This is a genomic window from Candidatus Saccharibacteria bacterium, from assembly GCA_016789455.1.
In the GTDB taxonomy this organism is placed as follows: domain Bacteria; phylum Patescibacteriota; class Saccharimonadia; order Saccharimonadales; family Saccharimonadaceae; genus CAIJKY01.
Map to the genome: position 1 here is coordinate 876,925 of JAEUQU010000002.1, position 21,346 is coordinate 898,270.

The 21,346-nt window shown below is 56.4% G+C and carries 17 protein-coding genes, 2 tRNA genes and 3 rRNA genes; 6 read left to right on the plus strand and 16 right to left on the minus strand.

Going from position 1 to position 21,346, the window contains the following annotated elements:
- Nucleotides 1-28: 28 nt before the first annotated feature.
- Together JNJ66_05685 and JNJ66_05690 are read left to right on the plus strand one after the other, a co-directional pair.
- Nucleotides 29-847 carry an ROK family protein gene (locus JNJ66_05685; protein ID MBL8159928.1) on the plus strand — a complete coding sequence of 273 codons (819 nt, stop codon included), beginning with the start codon at nt 29-31 and terminating at the stop codon, nt 845-847.
- Entirely contained in the window at nt 837-1,334 is a 498-nt protein-coding gene (locus JNJ66_05690) for a hypothetical protein (GenBank protein MBL8159929.1), read from the plus strand. The genes JNJ66_05685 and JNJ66_05690 overlap by 11 nt, the downstream gene beginning before the upstream one ends.
- Before the next feature lie 40 nt (nt 1,335-1,374).
- On the opposite strand, the gene JNJ66_05695 is transcribed toward JNJ66_05690, so the two are convergent.
- From JNJ66_05695 to JNJ66_05715, 5 genes are all read right to left on the minus strand, one after another.
- A complete protein-coding gene (locus tag JNJ66_05695; GenBank protein MBL8159930.1) occupies nt 1,375-1,635 on the minus strand; it encodes a hypothetical protein in 261 nt (86 codons plus the stop codon).
- 677 nt (nt 1,636-2,312) lie between these two features.
- The gene (locus JNJ66_05700; GenBank protein ID MBL8159931.1) at nt 2,313-2,879 is read right to left on the minus strand and encodes a type II secretion system protein; all 567 of its coding nucleotides are present in this window, start codon (nt 2,877-2,879) and stop codon (nt 2,313-2,315) included.
- A gap of 196 nt (nt 2,880-3,075) precedes the next feature.
- Nucleotides 3,076-3,188: ribosomal RNA gene (rrf, locus tag JNJ66_05705) — 5S ribosomal RNA — on the minus strand.
- 215 nt (nt 3,189-3,403) lie between these two features.
- Nucleotides 3,404-6,644, minus strand: a 23S ribosomal RNA gene (locus JNJ66_05710).
- Between the two features lie 471 nt (nt 6,645-7,115).
- Nucleotides 7,116-7,688, minus strand: coding sequence for a prepilin-type N-terminal cleavage/methylation domain-containing protein (locus JNJ66_05715; GenBank protein ID MBL8159932.1), 573 nt, complete (start codon nt 7,686-7,688; stop codon nt 7,116-7,118).
- A 99-nt stretch (nt 7,689-7,787) separates the two neighbouring features.
- On the opposite strand from JNJ66_05715, the gene JNJ66_05720 reads away from it, so the two are divergent.
- Together JNJ66_05720 and JNJ66_05725 are read left to right on the plus strand one after the other, a co-directional pair.
- Nucleotides 7,788-8,135 carry a hypothetical protein gene (locus JNJ66_05720; protein ID MBL8159933.1) on the plus strand — a complete coding sequence of 116 codons (348 nt, stop codon included), beginning with the start codon at nt 7,788-7,790 and terminating at the stop codon, nt 8,133-8,135.
- On the plus strand, nt 8,132-8,338 hold the full coding sequence (locus JNJ66_05725) for a hypothetical protein (GenBank protein ID MBL8159934.1): 207 nt from the start codon (nt 8,132-8,134) through the stop codon (nt 8,336-8,338). Before JNJ66_05720 ends, JNJ66_05725 begins: the two co-directional genes overlap by 4 nt.
- A 5-nt stretch (nt 8,339-8,343) precedes the next feature.
- Here the strand turns inward: JNJ66_05725 and JNJ66_05730 are convergent, their stop codons facing one another.
- The 11 genes from JNJ66_05730 to gyrB all read right to left on the minus strand — a co-directional run bounded on the left by JNJ66_05730 (nt 8,344) and on the right by gyrB (nt 19,477).
- Nucleotides 8,344-8,982, minus strand: a complete 639-nt coding sequence (locus tag JNJ66_05730) for a type II secretion system protein (GenBank protein ID MBL8159935.1) — start codon at nt 8,980-8,982, stop codon at nt 8,344-8,346.
- Between the two features lie 91 nt (nt 8,983-9,073).
- Nucleotides 9,074-9,150 (minus strand) — tRNA-Ile (locus JNJ66_05735).
- 19 nt (nt 9,151-9,169) lie between these two features.
- Nucleotides 9,170-9,246, minus strand: a tRNA-Ala gene (locus JNJ66_05740).
- A 202-nt stretch (nt 9,247-9,448) separates the two neighbouring features.
- Nucleotides 9,449-9,760 (minus strand): hypothetical protein, encoded by a 312-nt coding sequence (locus JNJ66_05745; protein ID MBL8159936.1) that lies wholly within the window; start codon nt 9,758-9,760, stop codon nt 9,449-9,451.
- A 297-nt stretch (nt 9,761-10,057) separates the two neighbouring features.
- Nucleotides 10,058-10,486, minus strand: coding sequence for a hypothetical protein (locus tag JNJ66_05750; protein MBL8159937.1), 429 nt, complete (start codon nt 10,484-10,486; stop codon nt 10,058-10,060).
- A gap of 214 nt (nt 10,487-10,700) precedes the next feature.
- Nucleotides 10,701-11,066: a hypothetical protein gene (locus JNJ66_05755; GenBank protein MBL8159938.1), complete on the minus strand. Its 366-nt coding sequence runs from the start codon at nt 11,064-11,066 to the stop codon at nt 10,701-10,703.
- Nucleotides 11,067-11,718: 652 nt separating this feature from the next.
- Nucleotides 11,719-13,206, minus strand: a 16S ribosomal RNA gene (locus JNJ66_05760).
- A 292-nt stretch (nt 13,207-13,498) separates the two neighbouring features.
- On the minus strand, nt 13,499-14,071 hold the full coding sequence (locus tag JNJ66_05765; protein ID MBL8159939.1) for a type II secretion system protein: 573 nt from the start codon (nt 14,069-14,071) through the stop codon (nt 13,499-13,501).
- Between the two features lie 73 nt (nt 14,072-14,144).
- On the minus strand, nt 14,145-14,678 hold the full coding sequence (locus tag JNJ66_05770) for a prepilin-type N-terminal cleavage/methylation domain-containing protein (protein ID MBL8159940.1): 534 nt from the start codon (nt 14,676-14,678) through the stop codon (nt 14,145-14,147).
- 192 nt (nt 14,679-14,870) lie between these two features.
- The gene (gene gyrA / locus JNJ66_05775; protein ID MBL8159941.1) at nt 14,871-17,501 is read right to left on the minus strand and encodes a DNA gyrase subunit A; all 2,631 of its coding nucleotides are present in this window, start codon (nt 17,499-17,501) and stop codon (nt 14,871-14,873) included.
- Nucleotides 17,498-19,477 (minus strand): DNA topoisomerase (ATP-hydrolyzing) subunit B, encoded by a 1,980-nt coding sequence (gene gyrB, locus JNJ66_05780; GenBank protein ID MBL8159942.1) that lies wholly within the window; start codon nt 19,475-19,477, stop codon nt 17,498-17,500. The genes gyrA and gyrB overlap by 4 nt, the downstream gene beginning before the upstream one ends.
- Before the next feature lie 258 nt (nt 19,478-19,735).
- Between gyrB and JNJ66_05785 the strand changes: the two genes are divergently transcribed.
- Both JNJ66_05785 and JNJ66_05790 read left to right on the plus strand, forming a co-directional pair.
- On the plus strand, nt 19,736-20,482 hold the full coding sequence (locus JNJ66_05785) for a hypothetical protein (GenBank protein MBL8159943.1): 747 nt from the start codon (nt 19,736-19,738) through the stop codon (nt 20,480-20,482).
- Nucleotides 20,483-20,640: 158 nt separating this feature from the next.
- On the plus strand, nt 20,641-21,309 hold the full coding sequence (locus JNJ66_05790; protein ID MBL8159944.1) for a hypothetical protein: 669 nt from the start codon (nt 20,641-20,643) through the stop codon (nt 21,307-21,309).
- Nucleotides 21,310-21,346: the final 37 nt, after the last annotated feature.

Below are 21,346 nucleotides of genomic sequence, written 5' to 3' on the forward strand. Positions count from 1 at the left end.
ATAAATCAAAGGGCTGTATACTGGTAGCATGATAATCGCAGTCGATATCGGCGGCACGAAGACGCTGGTTGCTAACTTTGAGGGCCAACAGATTGTCCGACAGACCCGTTTTGCCACCGTCGCCGACAGCGAGACCTTTCTGGCCGACCTGTTACCGGTGCTACGCAAGCACGCCGGACGGACGAAGCCGGAAGCCATCAGTTTGGCGGCGCCCGGCATCATCGACCACTACACCGGCAGCGTCGTCCGGTGCGGCAACCTGCCGTGGGAGGATTTCCGGCTGCGCAAGGCGCTGTCGGCGCATTTTAACTGCCCGATCTATCTTGAAAACGATGCCAACCTGGCAGGACTGGCCGAAGCCCGCGCCCTGGTGCCGATTCCCCGCCTGGTGCTTTACGTGACGGTCAGTACCGGCATCGGTACCGGCCTGGTGGTCAATGGCAAGCTGATTGCCGCCCTGAGCGGCTCCGAGGCCGGCCATATGGTACTGCGGCGGCCGGAAGGCTACCTGAAATGGCAGTCGTTCGCCTCTGGCAAAGCCCTGCACGCACGCACCCATAAGCTGGCAGCCGAAATCCGCGACCCGCGCGTCTGGCATGATATCGCCGACCGCGTAGCCGACGGGTTACTGGCGCTCATCCCTGCCCTGCAGCCCGATGCCATCGTCATCGGCGGCGGCGTGGGCAGCCACTTTGATAACCACTGGCGCCATGAGCTGGAATCGATACTTTCCGAGCGGCTCAGCAGTTTCATCAGCCTGCCGCCGATCATTCAGGCGCAGCACACTGAAGAAGCCGTACTGTACGGGTGCAATTATTTTGCCGAAGACAAGCTTGATGACCGCTAAAGAGGCGCTGCTTGCCAGCACCCCCGCCACACTGACACCCGCAGAGCTGGCCGGCCGGATACGCTCGGCCTACGGCGACATCACGTTTGTGGTTGATGATGATTTTTTCTGGTCGGCCGGCGACGAACAGCTGCATTACCGGCCAGCAGAGACGGCGGAGGACATCTGGTGCCTGCTGCACGAGATCGGCCACGCCCGGTTGAAGCATGCTGATTATACGACTGACGTGGAACTGCTTGGCCACGAAGTTGATGCCTGGGAGTGGGCGCGCAAAGCTGCCGGCCGGTTTGGCGTGGCGCTTGATGATGATTTTATCCAAGACCAGCTGGATACGTACCGTTTTTGGCTGCATGCCCGTAGTCGCTGCCCCGATTGCCAGCAGACCGGACTACAGCATCCCGGCGGCCATTACGCCTGTTTGAACTGTCCTGCCACCTGGCATGCAAACGACGCCCGGAGGCGTCGTCTGCAACGAACCAGATTGTAGCTTGGGCTAAAATACTGGAAATAGTAAAGGCTGGTGTGCCCTATTCGGCCTGCTGGACAGCAGTCTGAGCAGTGTCAACCGGCTTGATGTCCGACTGGACAGCGGTTTCGCTGACCTTGCGGCGGCGGCTGATCTTACCACCCTTGGAACCGGCGATACGGGCCAGTTCGCGGTTGTGGGCAAAACCACCGGTCTTACCGAGCTTGCCGCCCTTGGCACCGATACGTGCGTAAAAATCTTTGCCGTGGCGAGCACGGTTAGTAGCAGCGGCCTTGGCGCCGCCTTCTTTAGTTCCTGCCATACTTCTCCTTTATGTATCCATCACAGGTCACAACGCCGTCCAACAGGGGTAGGCCGTGCAGCATGGATTGTATTACCTCACATGTGATATGTGTACGTAAGCATAATAACAATATTTTATCATTTTGTCAATATTTACATAACCGATTTAACATTTTTTTAATATATTTGCGTTTTCCCGGCTGGTGATATATCATTGTGAGTAGTCAGATAACAGATGTGACCGACTGACAAAACGACCCATGTGCGAGGCGGGTCGTTTTTTTATTGGCCTGCACTTTTATCCTCTTTTGTCGTCAGATGCTTATATTCTTATCGGCGGACCACGGCGATCAACTGGCGATACGCGGCCCCACTCGGCTACATACGGCGCGATTCTGCCGCTTATGGTGGTCGTAGCGGCTCTCAGGCCGCTGTGTGCCCGAAGTGGTAATTCGTGACTATATTCAGCCATAAACGGGTTATACGGGGCTCCTACGGCCTCACAGGGCTAATATTGTGGTGCTGACAGGGGTCGCCCCGACATATATAATGTATGCGGAGCATCTACTTGGCGCCTTGCATACGGGAGGTACCCTATGTATCGTTCGTTGCTCTCCGCACTTCACCGATCGCATCTGGCTGCAATCAAAAAATCCCCTCATACTTGAGGGGATTTCGTGCGAAGGACGGAACGGTCTAGTTCAGACTGGCCTTGGTCTTTTGGACTGCAGCACTGCCGTTCACCCCTTCTTCAGTCCAGTACAGAATGTACTTGGGACAAGGAGTGGCCGCACAGTTGGTGGTGCCGTCCGACTGGAAGGCGCGGTACCCGTAGAGGTTAGTGACCGTTGATGCCGGCTGAGCGTTATCGATATTGTTCGTGCCGGTGCCACCAGGAGCCAATAAGGCATTCTTATCGATACCTGTCAGAATAGTTGCGACGTCATCACCCGTCTTTGGTACGGTGTCGTTGTAATCCAGCGCAGAAGCGAGAGGATATGTGCTGTTATTGTTGGTGTAGTACACCTCAAGCTGGCCGGAAATAGCTTTTATGTCCGTAGCGCGCTCGGTATTACGGGCGCGAGCCTGCACGCCGCTGAAGGTGTTCAGCACGATGGCGGCCAGGATGCCGATGACGACGATGACAATCAGCAGCTCGACGATCGTAAATCCGACGGCCGACTGCTTACCCTGCGGCGTCTTGCCGAACTTAGTGCTAATCCCTAGTTTCAGTTGCCTGGCGGTGACTGGTCTGGTTTTCATGACTGATTCCTTATATTTATTTTTACGCTATCGTTAGCACCATTATAACGCATTACGCATACGTTTCAAATATTATTTATGCACATATCTAACAGATAGCAGTCTGTTTTTCACCACTGTCACAGCACGATGTGAGCAGCCCGTCGCATGCGTCTGAACAACAAAAAAGAGCCCTCTAGGGGCTCGTTTCTTGTCAATTCGGCACCGTGCTAGTTTCCCACTCGACTGAGCAGTATAATCGCCGCTGCTAGGCTTAACTTCTGTGTTCGGCATGAGAACAGGTGTTTCCCTAGCGCCATGGGCACCGAGTCGGGTCTATCTGGGATAGGACCAACTCGATGTCCATACGGTGTACGAAAAGATGTGAAAGAACGATCGGTATAGTGTAGATATTGTACACTAACTACTAGTCGACCTACCAGGTGTGTTGCTAATTGCTTAGCTCGCCTCTGGTTCCCATGACTTGCCCGTGTCATCACTGACCACAGCGTATCAACGATACGCCTAGCGAACAAATCATGGAACATAAAAAGGCAATGGGACTATTAGTACGCTTCGGCTCCATACGTTACCGCACTTCCACCTTGCGCCTATCAAACAGATCGTCTATCTGTGTCCTCATAGGGAAATCTAATCTTGAGGTCAGTTTCGCGCTTAAGATGCTTTCAGCGCTTATCTGCTCCGAACATAGCTACTCGACAATGCCCTTGGTAGAACAATCGATACACCAGAGGTTCGTTCACCCCGGTCCTCTCGTACTAGGGGCAAATCCTCTCAAATTTCCTGACGTCCGTACCGGATATAAACCGAACTGTCTCACGACGTTCTGAACCCAGCTCGCGTACCACTTTAATCGGCGAACAGCCGAACCCTTGGAACCTGCTCCAGCTCCAGGATGTGATGAGCCGACATCGAGGTGCCAAACAGCGCCGTCTATGTGAACTATTGGGCGCTATAAGCCTGTTATCCCCGGGGTAACTTTTATCCGATTGCGCTGGCAATCCCACATTCATGTACAAATGTACGACCAGCGGGTCACTTACTCCGACTTTCGTCCCTGCTTGGAATGTCCTCCTCACAGTCAAGCCGGCTTATGCGTATGCACTATCACTTCGATTTCCATCCGAAGCTAGCCGACCTTTGAACGCCTCCGCTACTCTTTAGGAGGCAACCGCCCCAGTTAAACTACCCGTCATACACTGTCCGATAACCGGATAACGGTCATCGTGAGAATAAGATCACAACTAGGGTGGTATTTCACCGGTGACTCCACAAATACTGGCGTATCTGCTTCAAAGTCTCCCACCTATGCTACACAAGTTGTAACCCGATTCAATGTAAAACTGTAGTAAAGCTCCACGGGGTCTTCTCGTCCTGGTACGGACAGACGGCATCTTTACCGCCAATGCACTTTCACCGAGTCCTTCGTTGAGACAGTGCCCACATGATTACTCCATTCGTGCGGGTCAGAACTTACCTGACAAGGAATTTCGCTACCTTAGGACGGTTATAGTTACCGCCGCCGTTCACCGGGGCTTCAGTTCAAAGCGTAAACCTCTCCCCTTAACCTTCCGGCACCGGGCAGGAGTCAGCCCCTATACATCCACTTTCGTGTTAGCAGAGACCTGTGTTTTTGATAAACAGTTCCGTGGGCTCTTTAGCTGCGGCCCCGCACCAATTGGTACGAGAGTCGCTGCGTCTGTCTCAGACGATGATTGATCTTCCGGTTGTCCGGTTGATCTCGATTACATAAGGTATACTCATACCATTTTTTACGCGCCACTTTCGTGACACGCTTACGTTCATCTCAACGCTGAGAAAACGCAGCTTTACAGATATATTTCTATATCACTCACACCGATTGGTGCGGGGCAGACCTTATCCCTAAGTTACGGTCGCTGTATTGCCGAGTTCCTTAACGAAGGTTCTCTCGTAAGCCTTGGTCTACTCGACCTGAGCACCTGTGTTGGTTTGCGGTACGGGCGGCTATACCCACGCGTAACATTGCTTTTCTAGCCAGCACTTTCGACTAACTCGTTCGCCCGAAGGCAAACTCGCATTCCAGGTCGTTACTCCTGTTAGACGGATATAACCATGAATCCGCTTAATCTACTATGCCGTGCACATGTTACAAAGTATAACCGGTACGGAAATATTAATCCGTTGTCCATCGCCTACGCTAAACAGCCTCGGCTTAGGCCCGACTAACCCTGGATTGATTATCATAGTCCAGGAAACCTTGCTCTTTCGGCCGATGGGATTCTCACCCATCTTATGGTTACTCATTCCAGCATTCTCACTTCCTCACGCTCCACAATACTTTCCAATACTGCTTCACTGCAGAGAGGAACGCTCCTCTACCACTGTACGCTAGGCGTACAATCCATGTCTTCGGTAGTACACTTTAGCCCCGTTACATTTTCCACGCAGAATCTCTTGACGAGTGAGCTGTTACGCACTCTTTAAATGAATGGCTGCTTCCAAGCCAACATCCTCGCTGTTTAAGAAACTCCACTTTGTTTCCCACTGAGTGTACATTTAGGGACCTTAGACGATGGTCTGGGCTGTTTCCCTTTCGAGCGCCGAGCTTAGCCCCGACGTTCTAACTGCCATGATTCCACAAACGGTATTCGTAGTTTGTTAAGGGTGGGTACCGTTGCCAGCCCCAGTCCTTTACAGAGCTCTACCCCCGTTTGCTACCACATGACGCTAGCCCTAAAGCTATTTCGAGGAGAACCAGCTATCTCCGAGTTCGATTGGCATTTCACCGCTAACCACAGCTCATCCAAACACTTTGAAACGTGTCCTGGTGCGGCCCTTCACTGCGTGTTACCGCAGCTTCAGCCTGGCCATGGTTAGGTCACCCGGTTTCGGGTCTAATCCGTAGTACTAATTCGCCCTATTCAGGCTCGCTTTCACTGTGGCTCCGTCAATTGACTTAACCTTGCACTACAAATTAACTCGCTGGATCGTTCTACAAAAAGCACGCCGTCACCGAATAAATCGGCTCCGACTCCTTGTAGGCACACAATTTCAGGATCTATTTCACTCCCCTCCCGGGGTTCTTTTCACCTTTCCGTCGCCGTACTTGTTCACTATCGATCACGTAATATGTTTAGCCTTGGCTGGTGGTCCAGCCGGTTTCAACCAGGGTTTCTCGTGTCCCGGCCTACTCGAGAAAACACATATAAAGCTAGCGTCGTTTTCGTATACACGGCTCTCACGTCCTTTGGCGCTCCCTTCCAGAAGCTTCTACTAACAACGCTAATTTTTTACTTTACTACTGAAGTGACAGCTCAGTATCGCATGTCATAGTGCTCAACCGAGGTTAAGTCCTATGACATGGTCTTGTGTTATCTCACAACCCCTTCTATACATTCGCCTGTCAGCTTACTTGTCTTTCTTAGAAAAAATCGCATAGTGCGACTTTTTCTATGCCTGCTTCCCAGGATAAATCCAAGGAAGTGGGCAGACAAAAGTATATAAGGTTTGGGCTCTTCCCGTTTCGCTCGCCACTACTCCGAGAATCGTTATTTACTTTCTTTTCCTCCGCCTACTAAGATGTTTCAGTTCAGCGGGTTCCCTCTCGATTACCCTATATATTCAGGTAACGGTGACTAGACATGACTCTAGCCGGGTTTCCCCATTCGGAAATTTCCGGATCAAAGCTTGTTGACAGCTCCCCGAAACTTATCGCAGTCTTCCACGTCCTTCATCGGTATTACGTGTCAAGGCATCCATTGTGTGCCCTTGAGTACCTTTTTATGCATTGGTCGACTAGTAGTTGGTATACACTTTCATGCACAACAACTGCCGTCGTCCTTTCATCATCTAATCAAATTGTTAATCTGCAGAACTCCACCAATATCACTCGCGGCCTGTGGGCCGTGCAGCGATTGAGTTCTCGAAACAGTAGCTCATCGGATGGTATTCGCTCGGACATACCTCGTCAGCTCCTGTTTTGAGAATTCAATTCAGAACGCAACTCTGTACAACTCAGGATAGTGTAACAGTAGTTACCTCTGTTTGTAAAGGACTTTTTTCGTCGTGTCATCCTTATGCGGTTTGCTTTAGCGCAGCCGTATAAAAATAACCTCCGATGCCACACCTCGTGGCGGCCAGAGGTTTCTCCCAAGTCGTTGATGACTTATTGGCGAAACATTCGCGTACTGAAAGTAATAGTAAGTGAAAGTTATTACTATTGCAATAGTTTTTGAGTGCTAAGGTGTAGTAATTTTAGCACCCTAAGGTTATGTACGGCACATACTGGTCATGCTGGGCCACGGTAGCCCAGGTATCCAGCTGGTGCGGTGTCGCAAAGATGCCAATCTTATCCAGGAAACCGCAGCCGCCGCCCTCGGTCTCGTTCTCGTCGATGTAATACGGGCGGCCCCAAGGGTCTTCCAGGCCGGTGAGGTTGGTGCCGGCAGCATTGCCGATCGCCTGCAGGGCTGCCTTGTAATCCGTCCAGCAGGGGTCGGTATTCTTATTAAGCGTGGCAAAGTTAGTGCCACCGACCTTATGGACGCATTCCCAGGCGGTGCCGGCATCATTGGTAATGGCCATCAGGGCGACATCACCCCGTGCGATACGGGCCGTCTTAATGGCCTTCATCAAAGCCGAAAGATCGGAGTTGATGCGGGCGGCCCTGGCCTGGTCCTGCGAACGGGCATACGAATTCATGGCCACGACCGCCAGGATGCCGATGACGACCACCACGATGAGCAGTTCGACAATGGTAAAACCCCGGGAACTCCGCCCCTTCCGGCCTGCGCCGAGCAGATTGTTAACTATTTTTGATGTTTTCATAGCTAATACGGCGATTATACCATAAGCATCACGATTGCCCCACGCCAGTCCGACACTATACAATGAGGGCAATACTTAGCGGGTAATTGAGGAATGTTCATGACCAACGCACAAAAAACTTTGACCGCCCTGCTGCTGGCCGCAGCCTTCGGCCTGCTGCACCTACTGACCTACAGCGGCATCTGGTTCCTGGAGATGCCGTTCGCCCGGACGCGCCAGGCCTGCGCTGCCAGCGTCAGCGTCAGCCACGTCTGCAAATGCACCATCGTCGAACACAATGCCGTCGGCTTCCCTTTCCGAGCCAACTACAATGATGAATGCCAGCAGGACCATGCACCGGTCATCTGGATCATGGGCGTGAATTACGCGCTGCAGCTGTTGTTCCTGGCGGCGGTGTTCGTCATCCTGCAGGAAGTATTCTCAGGAGGGAAAAGGTCACGGCGATGAGCAGGGCGCCGTCCCGCGGCTTCACCATCCCGGAGGTCACGACTGCCGGCGGCGAGTTCGCACTGCGCATGTCGCCCGAAAATTTCCGGCACGCCCACTACTGCACCTCCGGCAGCTCGTTCGTACTGGCCGGAGAGACGACGTACTGCGGTACCGCCGGCTTTGGGAACGGGGCGGCGAAGGCGTGTTACGTGGCGAACTGATTTCTCTATACCTTTGCAGGATCGGGCAATGGAATCGCACACCAGCGCGCGGCGCTTCCACCATAGGTATAGCCACTTGGGGCGTTCGTACCGAATACTCCCCAGCCGCCAGTCTCGTATATCGGCTTACCATACGCACAAGTAGCCGGCGACTCAATCACGTACGCCAGATACCAGGCGTGCGCGGTACCGTTCAGCGTCGCATACGGAATAATCCATAGCCATACGCCCGAAGAGTTGCTGTTATCTCCCTCCAGGTACTTGGCTCCGCTGGCCGTCGCGGTCGTATCAATATAAGCCCTCATCTTGGTATTGAAGCTGGGGATGGTGCTGGCCAACGACGTGGTGCCGTTTGCTGCTACCTGGCAATCCCCCGTGCCGTTGGAGTCGACATCGGGATAGCTGCCGAGACAGAAGTATACTTCGGTGCCGCCAGCCATCTCTGAGGGGTATGCGTTGCCGTTGGCCACCGCATAGGCCAGCAAGGCCTTGTGCCACGCCTGGGCCAACGAGACATTCTGTTGGTTGCGGGCGTTACGCTGAATGCCAGCGTACGAATTGAGAGCGATGGCGGCCAGAATGCCAATCACTACTATGACGATAAGAAGTTCTACGATTGTAAAACCATTGCGGCGCTTATACATAAAATTACTATAGCATAAGCATGTTGTATAAAAATCGTTGACAAACAAAAAACGACCGGACGGTCGCCTAAGTTCCCTGTGAAGTGCTGCATGGTGGGGCTATCTGGACTTGAACCAGAGACCTCGTCATTATCAGTGACGCGCTCTAACCAACTGAGCTATAGCCCCATACGTACAGGCTCACATATGGTGGAGCGTCAGGGACTCGAACCCTGGACCCCCTGCTTGCAAAGCAGGTGCTCTAGCCAACTGAGCTAACGCCCCATGATCGTATGGAATGGCTATCAAAATGTCTCACGACAAGTTCCACGTTATTGTATAGAACTTCATCTGTTTTTGCAATGCTGTCCGCCGCTCTGCGCGTCGCAACGATAGTCTGAAAATGGAACACCGCTGGGCGGAGGACGAGGGCCCGAAGGGCCGACGGTCAGTGACCGTACACTCAATCCCCCGCCGCAGCGGTTTGTCACACGTGTCCGGCGACCCGTTCACTCCTGTCGGCGGTCTTCTGGTTGGGGACGAGGACCGCCAGCATCGCCTCCGTCGTGACCGCCACCGCCAGCATGGCGGCGATGATCCACGGAGCGCCGACCGACAGCGGCAGCACCAGCAGTGGCGAGCAGCTGAGGATCGGCAGGACGAAGATGTGCAGGACCACCTCCTGGCTGGTGAAGATGGTCGGCTTCCAGCCCCCATCCGTCCAGCTGATCTTGACCAGCGCGAGGAGCGCGGGCAGGAGCAGGACGATGAGGGCGTAGGGGAACAGCTCGGCATCCATCAGGACAGTCCTTTCGCTTGGGAAACACGGTGAGGTGCAGGCCGCACAACGGGCATACTGCCATAGCGGGCCTATATATAATTATAGCATAGTGCTTGCGTTTAGTCAATGAATTACTGCTACCCAACAGGGGTACGAACGTTTCGTCCTACTGGACTCATCAGCATAACCTGCGAGTTATGGACGTTCGCCGCTGGGCGGAGGTGAGGAGCCGACGGCTCTCACGCGGTCGATGACCGCGCACTCGATCCTCCGCTCCAGCGGTGCGCATACCAGAGGGGTGTGCGGCTGCAGGGGTTACTGGTTTTCACCACTTGAGCGTGTGAGCCCCAGGATGACCTGCGCCTTGTGCTGGATGGCACATGAGGCGCAGAGGCCCGGCATGCCCGGCTTGGTGAACCCCTCCTGCACGCAGGCGAGGAAGGTGTCCCAGTGGATTACCAGGTGCAGCAGGATGCCGAGCGGCACCAGCGGCACGGCCAACAGCAGGGACGCGGCGCCGGGCAGGAACAGCCCGAAACCCACTCCCAGCACCATGCCCAAGCCGATCATCGACCAGCTGAGCAGCCGGATGATGGACTGCCCCATGGTGAGGTGCCGCAGCCCCAGCCAGCGGGTGCGGCGGGCCTGTCGGACGGACGACAGGGCGTCGAGCGTCTCGCGGTCGCTGGGGTGCATGTTGGTGTTGATGGGCAGACCGTCGGTGACGATGGACGGAACGGACATGATCACTCCTGAAACTCGGAACCTATCGGGTGCGGACAGCGGAAACTGAAGGCTGTCACTACACTTATTATATAACTTTGATTATGTTTAGTCAATAGTTACGTGCGGCCGTTGGTGCTTAGAAAAAACGAAAACCGCCGGGCGGAGGATGAGGGCCTTTGGAAGGCCGACGGTCAGTGACCGTACACTCAATCCCCCGCCGCAGCGGTGTGGGTCAGACGACCCGACGCACCCGAGCACGCGGCAGCACGGAGGGCGCGAGGCCCAGCGCGATCTGCGCGTCGTCCTGCTGGATGCAGTGTTCGCACTGTTCACTCCGGTACTCTCGCTCACACGTGAGGCGCGAGTCACACCGGCGGACCAGCCACAGCCCGAAGGCCGGGACCAGCAGCCAGGCGTAGCTGAGTGAGTCCAGCAGCGGGAGCAGGATGCCGATGGCACCCAGCACCAGCGCGATGCCCAGGCTGATGGCCTGGCCGCCGCTGTTGTGCCGCACGCCGCCCACCAGACGGCGCAGCGCGGTGGCCGTCGAGAGCTGCTCGGGGGCCTGGGCGTAGAAACCGTTGGTGGTGACGGACATGGGATGCTCCTTGGGTGAAGCAGGGCGAGCCGGGTGCTCTGCCCTGTTGGTGTGCGGGTGTGCGCGGCAACAATCGTTATGTTGTCGTACTTTTAATTATAGCATAATGCTTGTGTTTAGTCAATGGATGTGTTCGATCTGACCCCTGTTGCTTCTCGGTATTGCCCCGCTAGAATTGCAGCGTAAGCGGTTTGGCTTTATGCTAGTGCTTATGTACTTCATAGAAACGCTTGTGGGGCTCGTGGCATGTGTGCTGCTGTTCATTTATGCAGAGGAAGTGGCCAGGCTTGTGGACGATGTGATTGGAACTTCGTTCGTGCGGGATGCGAATAATCCGTGGACGTATCGGATTGTGGCGGTGCTTGGTGGGCTGTATGCGGTGTATATGCTAGTCAGCATCATCATATCGTAGCGATAAGCAGGCCAGCTTTTGTGAAAAATAAGTGTGTCGTAAAACAAAAAACACCTCTCATAACGAAAGGTGTTTTTTGGTCTGTGTATTCACAACTGTGCAGTGCAGGTCAATCAATATCGGGTTTTGAATCTCGTCCTACCTCTTACGAGGCTAATGTTATTTTGTAGATCCGGCAAAACAACAGGACCGACCTCGCTTCATAGATTGATTGCTCGAATCTATGGCGTAACTCCCTAGAAAGGAGGTAATCCATCCGCAGCTTCCGCTACGGATACCTTGTTACGACTTAACCCCAATCATCCCCCCTGCCTTAGGCCGAAACAAGTTCAGACTTCGGGCATTGGTGACTTTCATGGCTTGACGGGCGGTGTGTACAAGACCCGGGAACGTATTCACCGCAGTGTGCTGACCTGCGATTACTAGCGAATCCGACTTCAAAGAGGCGAGTTTCAGCCTCTTATCCGAACTGGGACCGGCTTTGATGGGATTTGCTCCGTCTCACGACTTGGCTGCCCATTGTACCGGCCATTGTAGCGCGTTTGTAGCCCAGGGTGTAAGGGTAATACCGACCTGACATCATCCCCTCCTTCCTCCCCGTTACCGAGGCAGTCTGGCTAGAAAAATCCAACTAACCATAAGGGTTGCGCTCGTTGATGGACTTAACCAAACATCTCACGACACGAGCTGACGACGGCCATGCAACACCTGTCACTAGGTTCCTTGCGGCACTCACGTCTTTCGACATAATTCCTAGGATGTCAAACCCTGGTAAGGTTCTAGGCTTACCATCCGATTAAACAACACGCTCCTCCGCTTGTGCGGGTCCCCGTCAATTCCTTTGAGTTTTAATCTTGCGATCGTACTCCCCAGGCGGGATGCTTAACGCGTTAACTTCGCAACGCACCGGGTCGATACGGCACACTGCTAGCATCCATCGTTTACGGCGTGGACTACCGGGGTATCTAATCCCGTTCGCTCCCCACGCTTTCGTGCCTGAGCGTCAGAAACAGCCCAGTACCCTGCCTACGCCATTGGTGTTCCTTCTAGTATCTACGGATATTACCCCTACACTAGAAATTCCAGGTACCTCTACTGTTCTCTAGTCTGCCAGTTCGAATAATAGTCTGAATGGTTGAGCCACCAGGTTTCACTATTCGCTTAACAGACCGCCTACGCAACGCTTTACGCCCAGTCAATCCGGATAACGCTCGGGTCCCACGTATGACCGCGGCTGCTGGCACGTAGTTAGCAGACCCTTATTCATTAGCTACCGTCATATTCCTCACTAATAAAAGCAGTTTACGACTCGAAAGCCTTCATCCTGCACGCGGCGTTGCTCCATCAGGCTTTCGCCCATTGTGGAAGATTCCTTACTGCTGCCTCCCGTAGGAGTCTGGACCGTGTCTCAGTTCCAGTGTGGCTGATCATCCTCTCAGACCAGCTAAGGATCGTCGCCTTGGTGAGCCATTACCTCACCAACAAGCTAATCCTACGCAGGCTGTTCCCATAGCGCTTAAAGCTTTAATCCGAAGACGATTGTCTTCAGACCACATGCGGTATTAGACTCAATTTCTTGAGCTTATCCCTCACTTTGGGGTACATTCCTACGCGTTACTCACCCGTCCGCCGCTCGCCGCCAGTCCGAAGACCGCGCTGCCGCTCGACTTGCATGTATTAGGCACGCCGCCAGCGTTCATCCTGAGCCAGGATCAAACTCTCCAAAAAGAATTGTCTTACCTCACTGGCGTGAGATAAGAGAACTACCCTGATTGCGAATATATTCTATGAATATAATTCAGGGATTTAATTGACATTGTTGACTTGCACTGCACAATTGTTAAAAAACTTCATACGTATGAATACTTATGCCATCTTGTCGGTTACTCTTTAGCGAGTGACCAGTGGAGTGGCGTTTCACACAGACTGATACTCATCTTAGGTTAGAATTCTCACTCTGTCAACGTTTTCCACAAAGAAAATTGATATTAAAAATACAACTGGGGCGTCACCCCTGTTATTAGACGCAGGCTGACGCGAAAGGACGGAGGTTGCGGACGCCGACGACCGGGCCGACGTTGATGTTGGAGCCCTTGCCGGCGCTGGAAATCTGGTCGCGGCGGCAATCGCTTGCTGACAGCTCCAGTTCATTCTCGTCAAGGATGTACGGCGTGCCCCACGGGTCGCCATCACGCAGTTCTGACAGATTGGTTTCGGCTGCGTTGCCGATATCTGTCAGGGCGTCATAGTAATTAGTCCAGCAGGCATGGGTCTTGGCTAGCGTGTTGTATGGCGTCGTATTGCCGCCGGAGTATGGACAGGCACAGCGGGTACAACCGTTACCAGTGATCTGAAAGAGCGTCTCGCCGCTATTCTCGCGGGCAGCCATGATGGCTTTTTCGAGCAGGCGCAGGTCGCTATTGACCTTGGCGACGCGGGCGTCGTCCTGGGCCCGGCTCACGGCAGTGACGGCGATGAGAGCCAGAATGCCGATGACGACGATGACGATCAGCAGCTCAACGATGGTAAAGCCCGCCCGTCTTCCCTGCCGCGACCGCTCCAGTATTTTTGATATGTGCGTGAACGACTTCATAGCCCCTCCATTATGCCAAAAAGCTTATGTCTTAACAAATAAAAACAACAGCCGGGCTGGCTGTTGCATATACCTAGCACTGCGTCAGGTAGTACCGCAGGTCGGTGTGGCCGGTGATGGTGCCGCCGCCCTGGTTGCCGCTGCTGCCGGCACTTTCGATGTGGTCACGGGAACATGGATTGGCCGGCACCTCGCCCTCATTGGGATCGAGCAGGTATGGACTGCCCCATGGGTCGCCGGCGCGCAGGTCGGCCAGGTTGGCGCCGGAGGCTGACTCGATGGCGCCAAGGGCATTATAGTAATTGGTCCAGCAGGCGTGTGTCTTGGGCAAGGTATGATACGCGGTGGCGTCGCCAGGAGCCGTCGGACAGCTGCAGCGCGGGCAGCTCTGGCCGGTGATCTGGTAGAGTGTCCGGCCGCTGCTTTCGCGCGCCGTCAGGATGGCCTTTTCCATGACCCGCAGGTCGCTAGCCACCTTGGCCTCCTTTGCCTCGGCCTGGACGCCGCGGTTGGCCGAAATGACGATGAGTGCCAGGATGCCAAGCACGACGACGACAATTAATAATTCGACGATGGTAAATCCGTAAGTAAGTCTATTTTTTGTCATGTTTATAGATAGCACAACGTGCCGTTTTCCCCTGTTTTTCGTTAAACACAAATGCCAGTATACCATAAGCGTCTAGTGTGTCCAGCTTTATTTAATTAACTTTTAATTAAGGCAACAACATGTCGCAAACGGCACAACGCAAAAACTGCAGCCCCATCTTTGGACTGCAGTTTTTGGTGCTTCTCGGCGTGCCTAGGCGGCGACGGCTTCGATGACGATGTCTTCGGCTTCGTCCTCAATCTCGGCCGGGGCCTCGATGATGGCAAAGGAAGCGACGGTATCCTGATCACGCAGGCGCATGATGCGGACACCCTGGGTAGTGCGGCCAAGCAGCGGGATATCGCGGATGGCTACCCGGATGGCCTGGCCCTGGGCCGAGATGATCAGCAACTCGTGCGTGTCGGTATCGACGGCCTTGACGGAGACAATATTGCCCGTCTTGGAGGTCACCACGGCCGCTTTGATGCCGACGCCGCCGCGCTTGTGGCTTGGGAAGTTGGCGGCGTTGGTGCGCTTGCCGTAGCCGTTCTCGGAGATAACCAACAGCTGGCGGTCACGCTCGACGATGTCCATGCCGACGACCCGGTCCTTGGGACGCAGGCGGATGCCGCGGACGCCGCGGGCGGTGCGGCCCATCGGGCGGGCATCTTCCTCGCTGAAGCGGATAGCCTGGCCAAGGTAGGTAGAGATGATGACATCGTCACGACCGTTGGTCTGGCGGATCCAGCGCAGCTCGTCGCCGTCGTCCAGCTTGATGGCGATCAGGCCGCTGGTGCGGATGTTGGCGTAGTCGCTGAGCGGTGTCTTCTTGATGGTGCCCTGGACGGTAGCCATAAAGAGGAAGCCTTCACCCTTTTCAGCCTTGTCGCTGTGGATGATAGAGGTTACCTGCTCTTCGGGTTGTAATTGCAAGAGGTTGACGATGGCCACGCCCTTGGCATTCAGACCGGCGACCGGCACTTCGTGCGCCTTGAGGCGGAAGACCCGGCCCTTGTTGGTAAAGAACAGCAGCCAATCGTGGGTGCTGGCGGCCACCAGATGCTCGATGACATCGGTCTCCTTGGTGGTCATGCCCTTCTTGCCCTTGCCGCCGCGGTTCTGGCGGCGGTATTCACTCATCTTAGTGCGCTTGACGTAGTTCTCGGAGGTCAGCAGGATAACGACGTCTTCCTCGGGGATCAGTTCCTCATCGCTGAACTTACCCAGCTCGTGGCCGACCATCTTGCTGCGGCGGGCATCACCGAACTTCTCTTTGAGCTCGAGCAGTTCGGTCTTGATGATCTTCAGGATTTCTTCTTCGCTGGCCAAAATCTCCTCGAGGCGGGCAATCAGCTTGCGCAGCTCGTTGAGCTCGTTCTCGATGTTCTGGCGCTCCAGGCCGGTCAGGGCACGCAACTGCATCTGCAGGATGGCGCTAGCCTGGATCTCACTCAGCTTGAACTTCTCCATGAGGTTGGTGCGGGCTTCGTCGGTGGTCTGGCTGGCGCGGATGACTTTGATGACCTCGTCGATATGGTCGAGGGCGATCATGTAGCCTTCGAGGATGTGCGCCCGGGCCTTGGCCTTCTTCAGCTCATACTCGGTGCGGCGGCGGACGACGACCTGGCGGTGCTTGATATACTCGGCGATGATTTCCTGCAGGCCGAGGATGCGCGGCTGGATGCCATCGACCAGGGCCAGCATGTTGTAGTGGAAACTGGTCTGCAGCGACGTCAGCTTGTACAGCTGGTTCAGTATCTTCTTGGGGTAGGAATCCTTTTTGAGCTCGATGACGACCCGGACGTTACCACGGGCGGACTCATCGCGGATATCCTGGATGATGACCTTTTTCTCCTTGTGCAGGTCGGCGATGCGCTCGATCAGCGTCGCCTTGTTGACGCCGTATGGCATTTCGGTGACGACGATGCGGGAGCGGCCTTTGCTGGTCTCCTCGATATCGGCGACGGCCCGGACGGTGACACTGCCGCGGCCCGTAGCGTAGGCCTGGCGCATGCTGTCGCCGCCATAGACGATGCCGCCGGTCGGGAAATCCGGCCCCTTGATGTACTGCAGGAGGTCGCCTAGCGTAGTGGTCTCGGGATTATCAATCAGATGGACGGTAGCATCGACCAGCTCGCCGAGGTTGTGCGGCGGGATGTTGGTGGCCATACCGACGGCGATACCCATCTGGCCGTTGAGCAACAGGTTGGGCAGCTTGGCCGGCAGGACGGCCGGCTCCTGCTCGGAACCATCGTAGTTGTCGCGGAAGTCGACGGTGTCCTTGTCGAGGTCGGTCAGCAGCTCGGCACCGATCTTGCCCATACGGGCCTCGGTGTACCGCTGGGCGGCTGGCGGGTCGCCGTCCATGGAGCCGAAGTTACCCTGACCGTCCACCAGCAGATAGCGGGTTGACCAGTCCTGGGCCAGACGCACCATGGCGTCATAGATAGCGACGTCACCATGCGGGTGGTACTTACCCATGACGTCACCGGTGATACGGGCGCTCTTGACGAACTTGCCGCCCGGGCGCCAGCCGTTCTTCTCCATACTGAAGAGGACGCGGCGGTGCACCGGCTTGAGGCCGTCACGGACATCCGGCAGGGCGCGCGAGATGATGACGCTCATTGAGTAGCGGAGGTAGCTGTCCTCCATGACGTTCTCGACGGTACGCAGCTCTACCTGGCGCGAGTGGTCCTGGCGCTCCAGGATCTCCCCGGAGACAATCGGGCTTTCAACCGGATTGTTGGCTTCGTGGGCGGCATCGTGGCCGAGGCTGGTGTCGCCCTCGGCAGCCGGGATGATATCTTCGCCGTGATCTTTATCGGCATCGTTGGTCTGGCTCATATATCAAGGTCCTCCGTGTTGGCAAATTTGGCGCGGCTCTGAATAAAGGTCTTGCGCAGACTGACTTCATCGCCCATCAGCTTGGTAAAGATGGCATCGGCCGCTTCGGCGTCCTGGACGCGCACCTGGATCAACACCCGGTTCTCGGGGTTCATCGTGGTCTCCCAAAGCTGTTCGGCGTCCATTTCACCCAGACCCTTGTAGCGCTGGATATCCATCAGGCCGGCCTGCTTGTTTGGCGGGTCGTTGTCGTTGATCTTAGTGCCGCGGGCGGCGCGGTCTTCGATCAGCTGGCGGATGATGCTATCGCGCTCCTCGTCACTGTAGGCGTAGTAGCGCTTGTTGCCCTGCCCCTTGAGCAGGAACAGCGGCGGCTTGGCCAGGTAGATGTGGCCGCCATCGACGACTTCCTTCATATAGCGGAAGAAGAAGGTCATCAGCAGTGTCGAGATGTGGCTGCCATCGACATCGGCGTCAGTCATGATGATGATGCGGTGGTAGCGCAGGCCGCCCAAATCGAACTGTTCGTCGATACCGACGCCCATGGCCTTGATGAGGCTGACGATCTCGTTGTTGCTCAGCATCTTGTCGAGGCGGGCCCGCTCGACGTTGAGCACCTTGCCACGCAGCGGCAGGATGGCTTGGGTCTTGCTGTCACGGCCGCTCTTGGCTGAACCGCCAGCCGAGTCACCCTCGACGATGTAGAGCTCGGAATTCTTGGGGTCGCGGCTGGAACAGTCGGCCAGCTTGCCCGGCAGGCTCATGCCATCGAGCGCGCCTTTTCGGATGACGTTGTCGCGGGCGGCCCGGGCGGCCTTGCGGGCGCGGGCGGCCAGCAGCGCCTTGTTGATCATCTTCTTGGCGGTGTTGGGGTTTTCCTCGAGGTAGTAGGCCAGGTACTCGTTCATTACCTGTTCGACATAGCGGCGCATCTCGGTGTTGCCCAGCTTGTTCTTGGTCTGGCCTTCGAACTGCGGGTCGGGCAGCTTGACGAGGATGACGGCGGTCAGGCCTTCGCGGATATCGTCACCGGTCAGGTTCTCTTCCTTCTCCTTGAGCAGGCTGTTCTTGCGGGCGTATTCGTTGATGACGCGGGTCATGGCGGCGCGGAAGCCGGCGACATGCGTACCGCCCTCGGGGTTGAAGACGTTGTTGGCAAAGGCGCGGACATTCTCGACATAGGTGTCGTTGTACTGGATGGCCACTTCGACCATACAGTCTTCGACCGGCCGTTCGACATAGAAGATATCGTCGCTGATGACTTCCTTGCCGATGTTGAGGTGCTTGACATACGACTTGATACCGCCTTCGAAGTAGAAGGCCATGCGCTCACCGGTGCGCTCGTCATCGACGGAGAGGTAGATGCCCTTGGTCAGGTAGGCCTGGTGGCGGATGTAATCGACGACCCACTTGTAGTCCAGCTTGACGGTCTCGAAGATGGTCGGGTCCGGGTAGAACGTGATGGAGGTGCCGCTTTTGTCGGTCTTGCCCACGGCCTTGATCTCGGCCTGTGGCACGCCGATGGCGTACTCCTGGCGGTATAGCTTGCCATCCTTGTGGACCTCGGCGATCAGCTTGGTGGAAAGCGCGTTAACCACGCTTGAACCGACGCCGTGCAGACCGCTTGATACCTTGTAGCCGCCACCGCCGAACTTACCGCCGGCGTGCAGCACGGTCAGGACGGTTTCCAGCGTGCTCTTGCCGGTCTTGGGGTGCTTGTCCACCGGGATACCGCGGCCGTTGTCGTCGACGCGGACGCCGCCGTCGGCCAGCAAGGTAATTTCTACCTTGGAGGCGTGGCCGGCGATAGCCTCGTCGATCGAGTTATCGGCGATTTCCTTGATAAGATGATGGACACCGTCATAGCCGGTGCTCCCGATGTACATGCCGGGGCGCTTGCGGACCGGCTCGAGGCCTTCCAGCACCTGGATCTGACTAGCATCATAGCTATCAGTTTTTTGTTTCGTCGCAGCCATAAACAGACAACCTCTACTCCCTCTATTAGTACCTGACTCGTCTCAGCATCTCTTGAGGCGCAGTGAATATACGCGCCAGCAATTAACTAATTCCAATTATACGGTATAGATGGCGTCTTTTCAAGAAAAAGGGCTTAGGGAGGCTCTGAAGGGCCTTGGAAATAAACATTAGCCGGCAGCTGGTATGCTGCTCATGCTTAACAAATTGACTAAAGTATGTTTTTGTGCTATAATTATAAGATGCTCTTTGAGTGTACTTTGGCAGGACAGCGTGGCCGGTTTCCTTTCATATTGCCCTCGTTACTATGGCGGGAATCCGGCCGCGACAATCAGGATCGCAGCCACGTCAGTAAGGACAGTTTCATGACCACCACGACCGTTTCCATCGAGAACCTCGATGTGACCGGACCTGCCGCGTTCGACGTCTTCGTCTTCCGCTGCATGGCGGCGGCGGACCTCAGCCGGGACGAGGCGGGAATGACCGCATCGCTCAACGTCGAGGCGATCGGCCTGACTCTCGCCGGGCTCGACCCGCTGCAGATGCACCAGATCGTCCAGATCGCGCCCGAGCTGAGCCTCGAGCCCGGCCTGAACGGCTGGCGCAGTGAACGGCTCGCCGCTACCGGCCCGGATGTCCAGGTCGGCTCCAAGCAGCGGGCCGTCCTGGCCTCGCTCGTGGCCCAGCGACTGCACCAGCTGGCCTGGGCTCCGCCACTGTTCACCGGCGAGCTGGACGACGAGTGGGTCTTCCTGGGACAGCTGACGCGTGACACCTCCGTGCTTGGGCTCACCTGGGCCCAGCAGCAGCTGGTGGAGCGCGGACAGCGGCCGGTCAGTCCGCAGTTGTTGATGGTGGACCTCTGGGCCCGCCGCACCGGCCGGACCGTCTACGTCCAGTACCTGCCCAACGCACACGGCGATCGGCAGTCCTGTGACGCCGGCCAGCGTGACGCCGTCACCGACCCGCACCTGCGGGAGGCGTGGCGGCGGTTCGACGCCTCCTGATCGGTCCGCCATACCGGTGGCCGCCCTTCCCCCTTGGGACTGGGCGGCCACCGGCCCGACCTTAGGATTCAAGTCTATATGCCATAGAGGCTTGAGTACTGGGGCCGGGCCGTAGACAGCAGAGTATACGGCCCCGTCTCCAACCTGGAGGATTTGTTATGACCGACCCCGTGCCCACCCCGACCCCGCTCACCCGGCTCGCCACGTTCGACGAGGTGGCCTTCCGCCTGATGGCGGAGGCCGACCTCAGCCCGTACGCGGCCCGGACGCCAGCGATGGCGGCGGAGGCGATCGTGCGGTGGCTGGCCACACAGCCGGACCTCACGCCGCAGCAGTTGTCAGCCATGTTCCGCATGGCGCCCGACAGCCTGACGTGGGGTGAAGAGAAGCTCGCCTGGATCCACCGGCTCGACACCTTCGGCGATGCTATGCCGATCGGTGAACGGCAACGTTCGGTGCTGGCGGCCACGGCGGCGCAGTACCTGTCGCAGCTGATGGTTACGGAGCCGTACTTCGACGGCCCACCGAACGACCAGTGGCTCTACCTCGGCCCGATGCCGCGCGACCTGTCCGTACTGCCCCTCGCCCGGGAGCAGCAGCGGCAGTTGGCGCGGCAGGAGGACGGTGCCGGGCGCCTGCTGGTGGTGGACCTTTGGGTCGACCGCCGCGGACACGCCGCCTACACCGTCCACATGGCGGAAGGGCGCACTCAGCGGCGGGCGTCCGTTGCCAGCTGGCGGGGGACCACCCGCGACCCGCACGCCCTGGAGGCCTGGCGCCGCTACGACGCCTGGCACCGCGCACTGCGCGCAGGCAGGGTCGGCTGATCTGCCACTCCGGTGGCCACCCATCCCAATCGCGGGG

Coding starts and splice junctions, on each gene's coding strand:
- JNJ66_05770 (MBL8159940.1), bottom strand. CDS start 14,678: ATGACAAAAAATAGACTTACTTACGGATTTACCATCGTCGAATTATTA.
- JNJ66_05765 (MBL8159939.1), bottom strand. CDS start 14,071: ATGAAGTCGTTCACGCACATATCAAAAATACTGGAGCGGTCGCGGCAG.
- JNJ66_05700 (MBL8159931.1), bottom strand. CDS start 2,879: ATGAAAACCAGACCAGTCACCGCCAGGCAACTGAAACTAGGGATTAGC.
- JNJ66_05715 (MBL8159932.1), bottom strand. CDS start 7,688: ATGAAAACATCAAAAATAGTTAACAATCTGCTCGGCGCAGGCCGGAAG.
- JNJ66_05745 (MBL8159936.1), bottom strand. CDS start 9,760: ATGGATGCCGAGCTGTTCCCCTACGCCCTCATCGTCCTGCTCCTGCCC.
- JNJ66_05730 (MBL8159935.1), bottom strand. CDS start 8,982: ATGTATAAGCGCCGCAATGGTTTTACAATCGTAGAACTTCTTATCGTC.
- JNJ66_05690 (MBL8159929.1), top strand. CDS start 837: ATGACCGCTAAAGAGGCGCTGCTTGCCAGCACCCCCGCCACACTGACA.
- JNJ66_05720 (MBL8159933.1), top strand. CDS start 7,788: ATGACCAACGCACAAAAAACTTTGACCGCCCTGCTGCTGGCCGCAGCC.
- JNJ66_05790 (MBL8159944.1), top strand. CDS start 20,641: ATGACCGACCCCGTGCCCACCCCGACCCCGCTCACCCGGCTCGCCACG.
- JNJ66_05750 (MBL8159937.1), bottom strand. CDS start 10,486: ATGTCCGTTCCGTCCATCGTCACCGACGGTCTGCCCATCAACACCAAC.
- JNJ66_05685 (MBL8159928.1), top strand. CDS start 29: ATGATAATCGCAGTCGATATCGGCGGCACGAAGACGCTGGTTGCTAAC.
- gyrA (MBL8159941.1), bottom strand. CDS start 17,501: ATGAGCCAGACCAACGATGCCGATAAAGATCACGGCGAAGATATCATC.
- gyrB (MBL8159942.1), bottom strand. CDS start 19,477: ATGGCTGCGACGAAACAAAAAACTGATAGCTATGATGCTAGTCAGATC.
- JNJ66_05725 (MBL8159934.1), top strand. CDS start 8,132: ATGAGCAGGGCGCCGTCCCGCGGCTTCACCATCCCGGAGGTCACGACT.
- JNJ66_05695 (MBL8159930.1), bottom strand. CDS start 1,635: ATGGCAGGAACTAAAGAAGGCGGCGCCAAGGCCGCTGCTACTAACCGT.
- JNJ66_05755 (MBL8159938.1), bottom strand. CDS start 11,066: ATGTCCGTCACCACCAACGGTTTCTACGCCCAGGCCCCCGAGCAGCTC.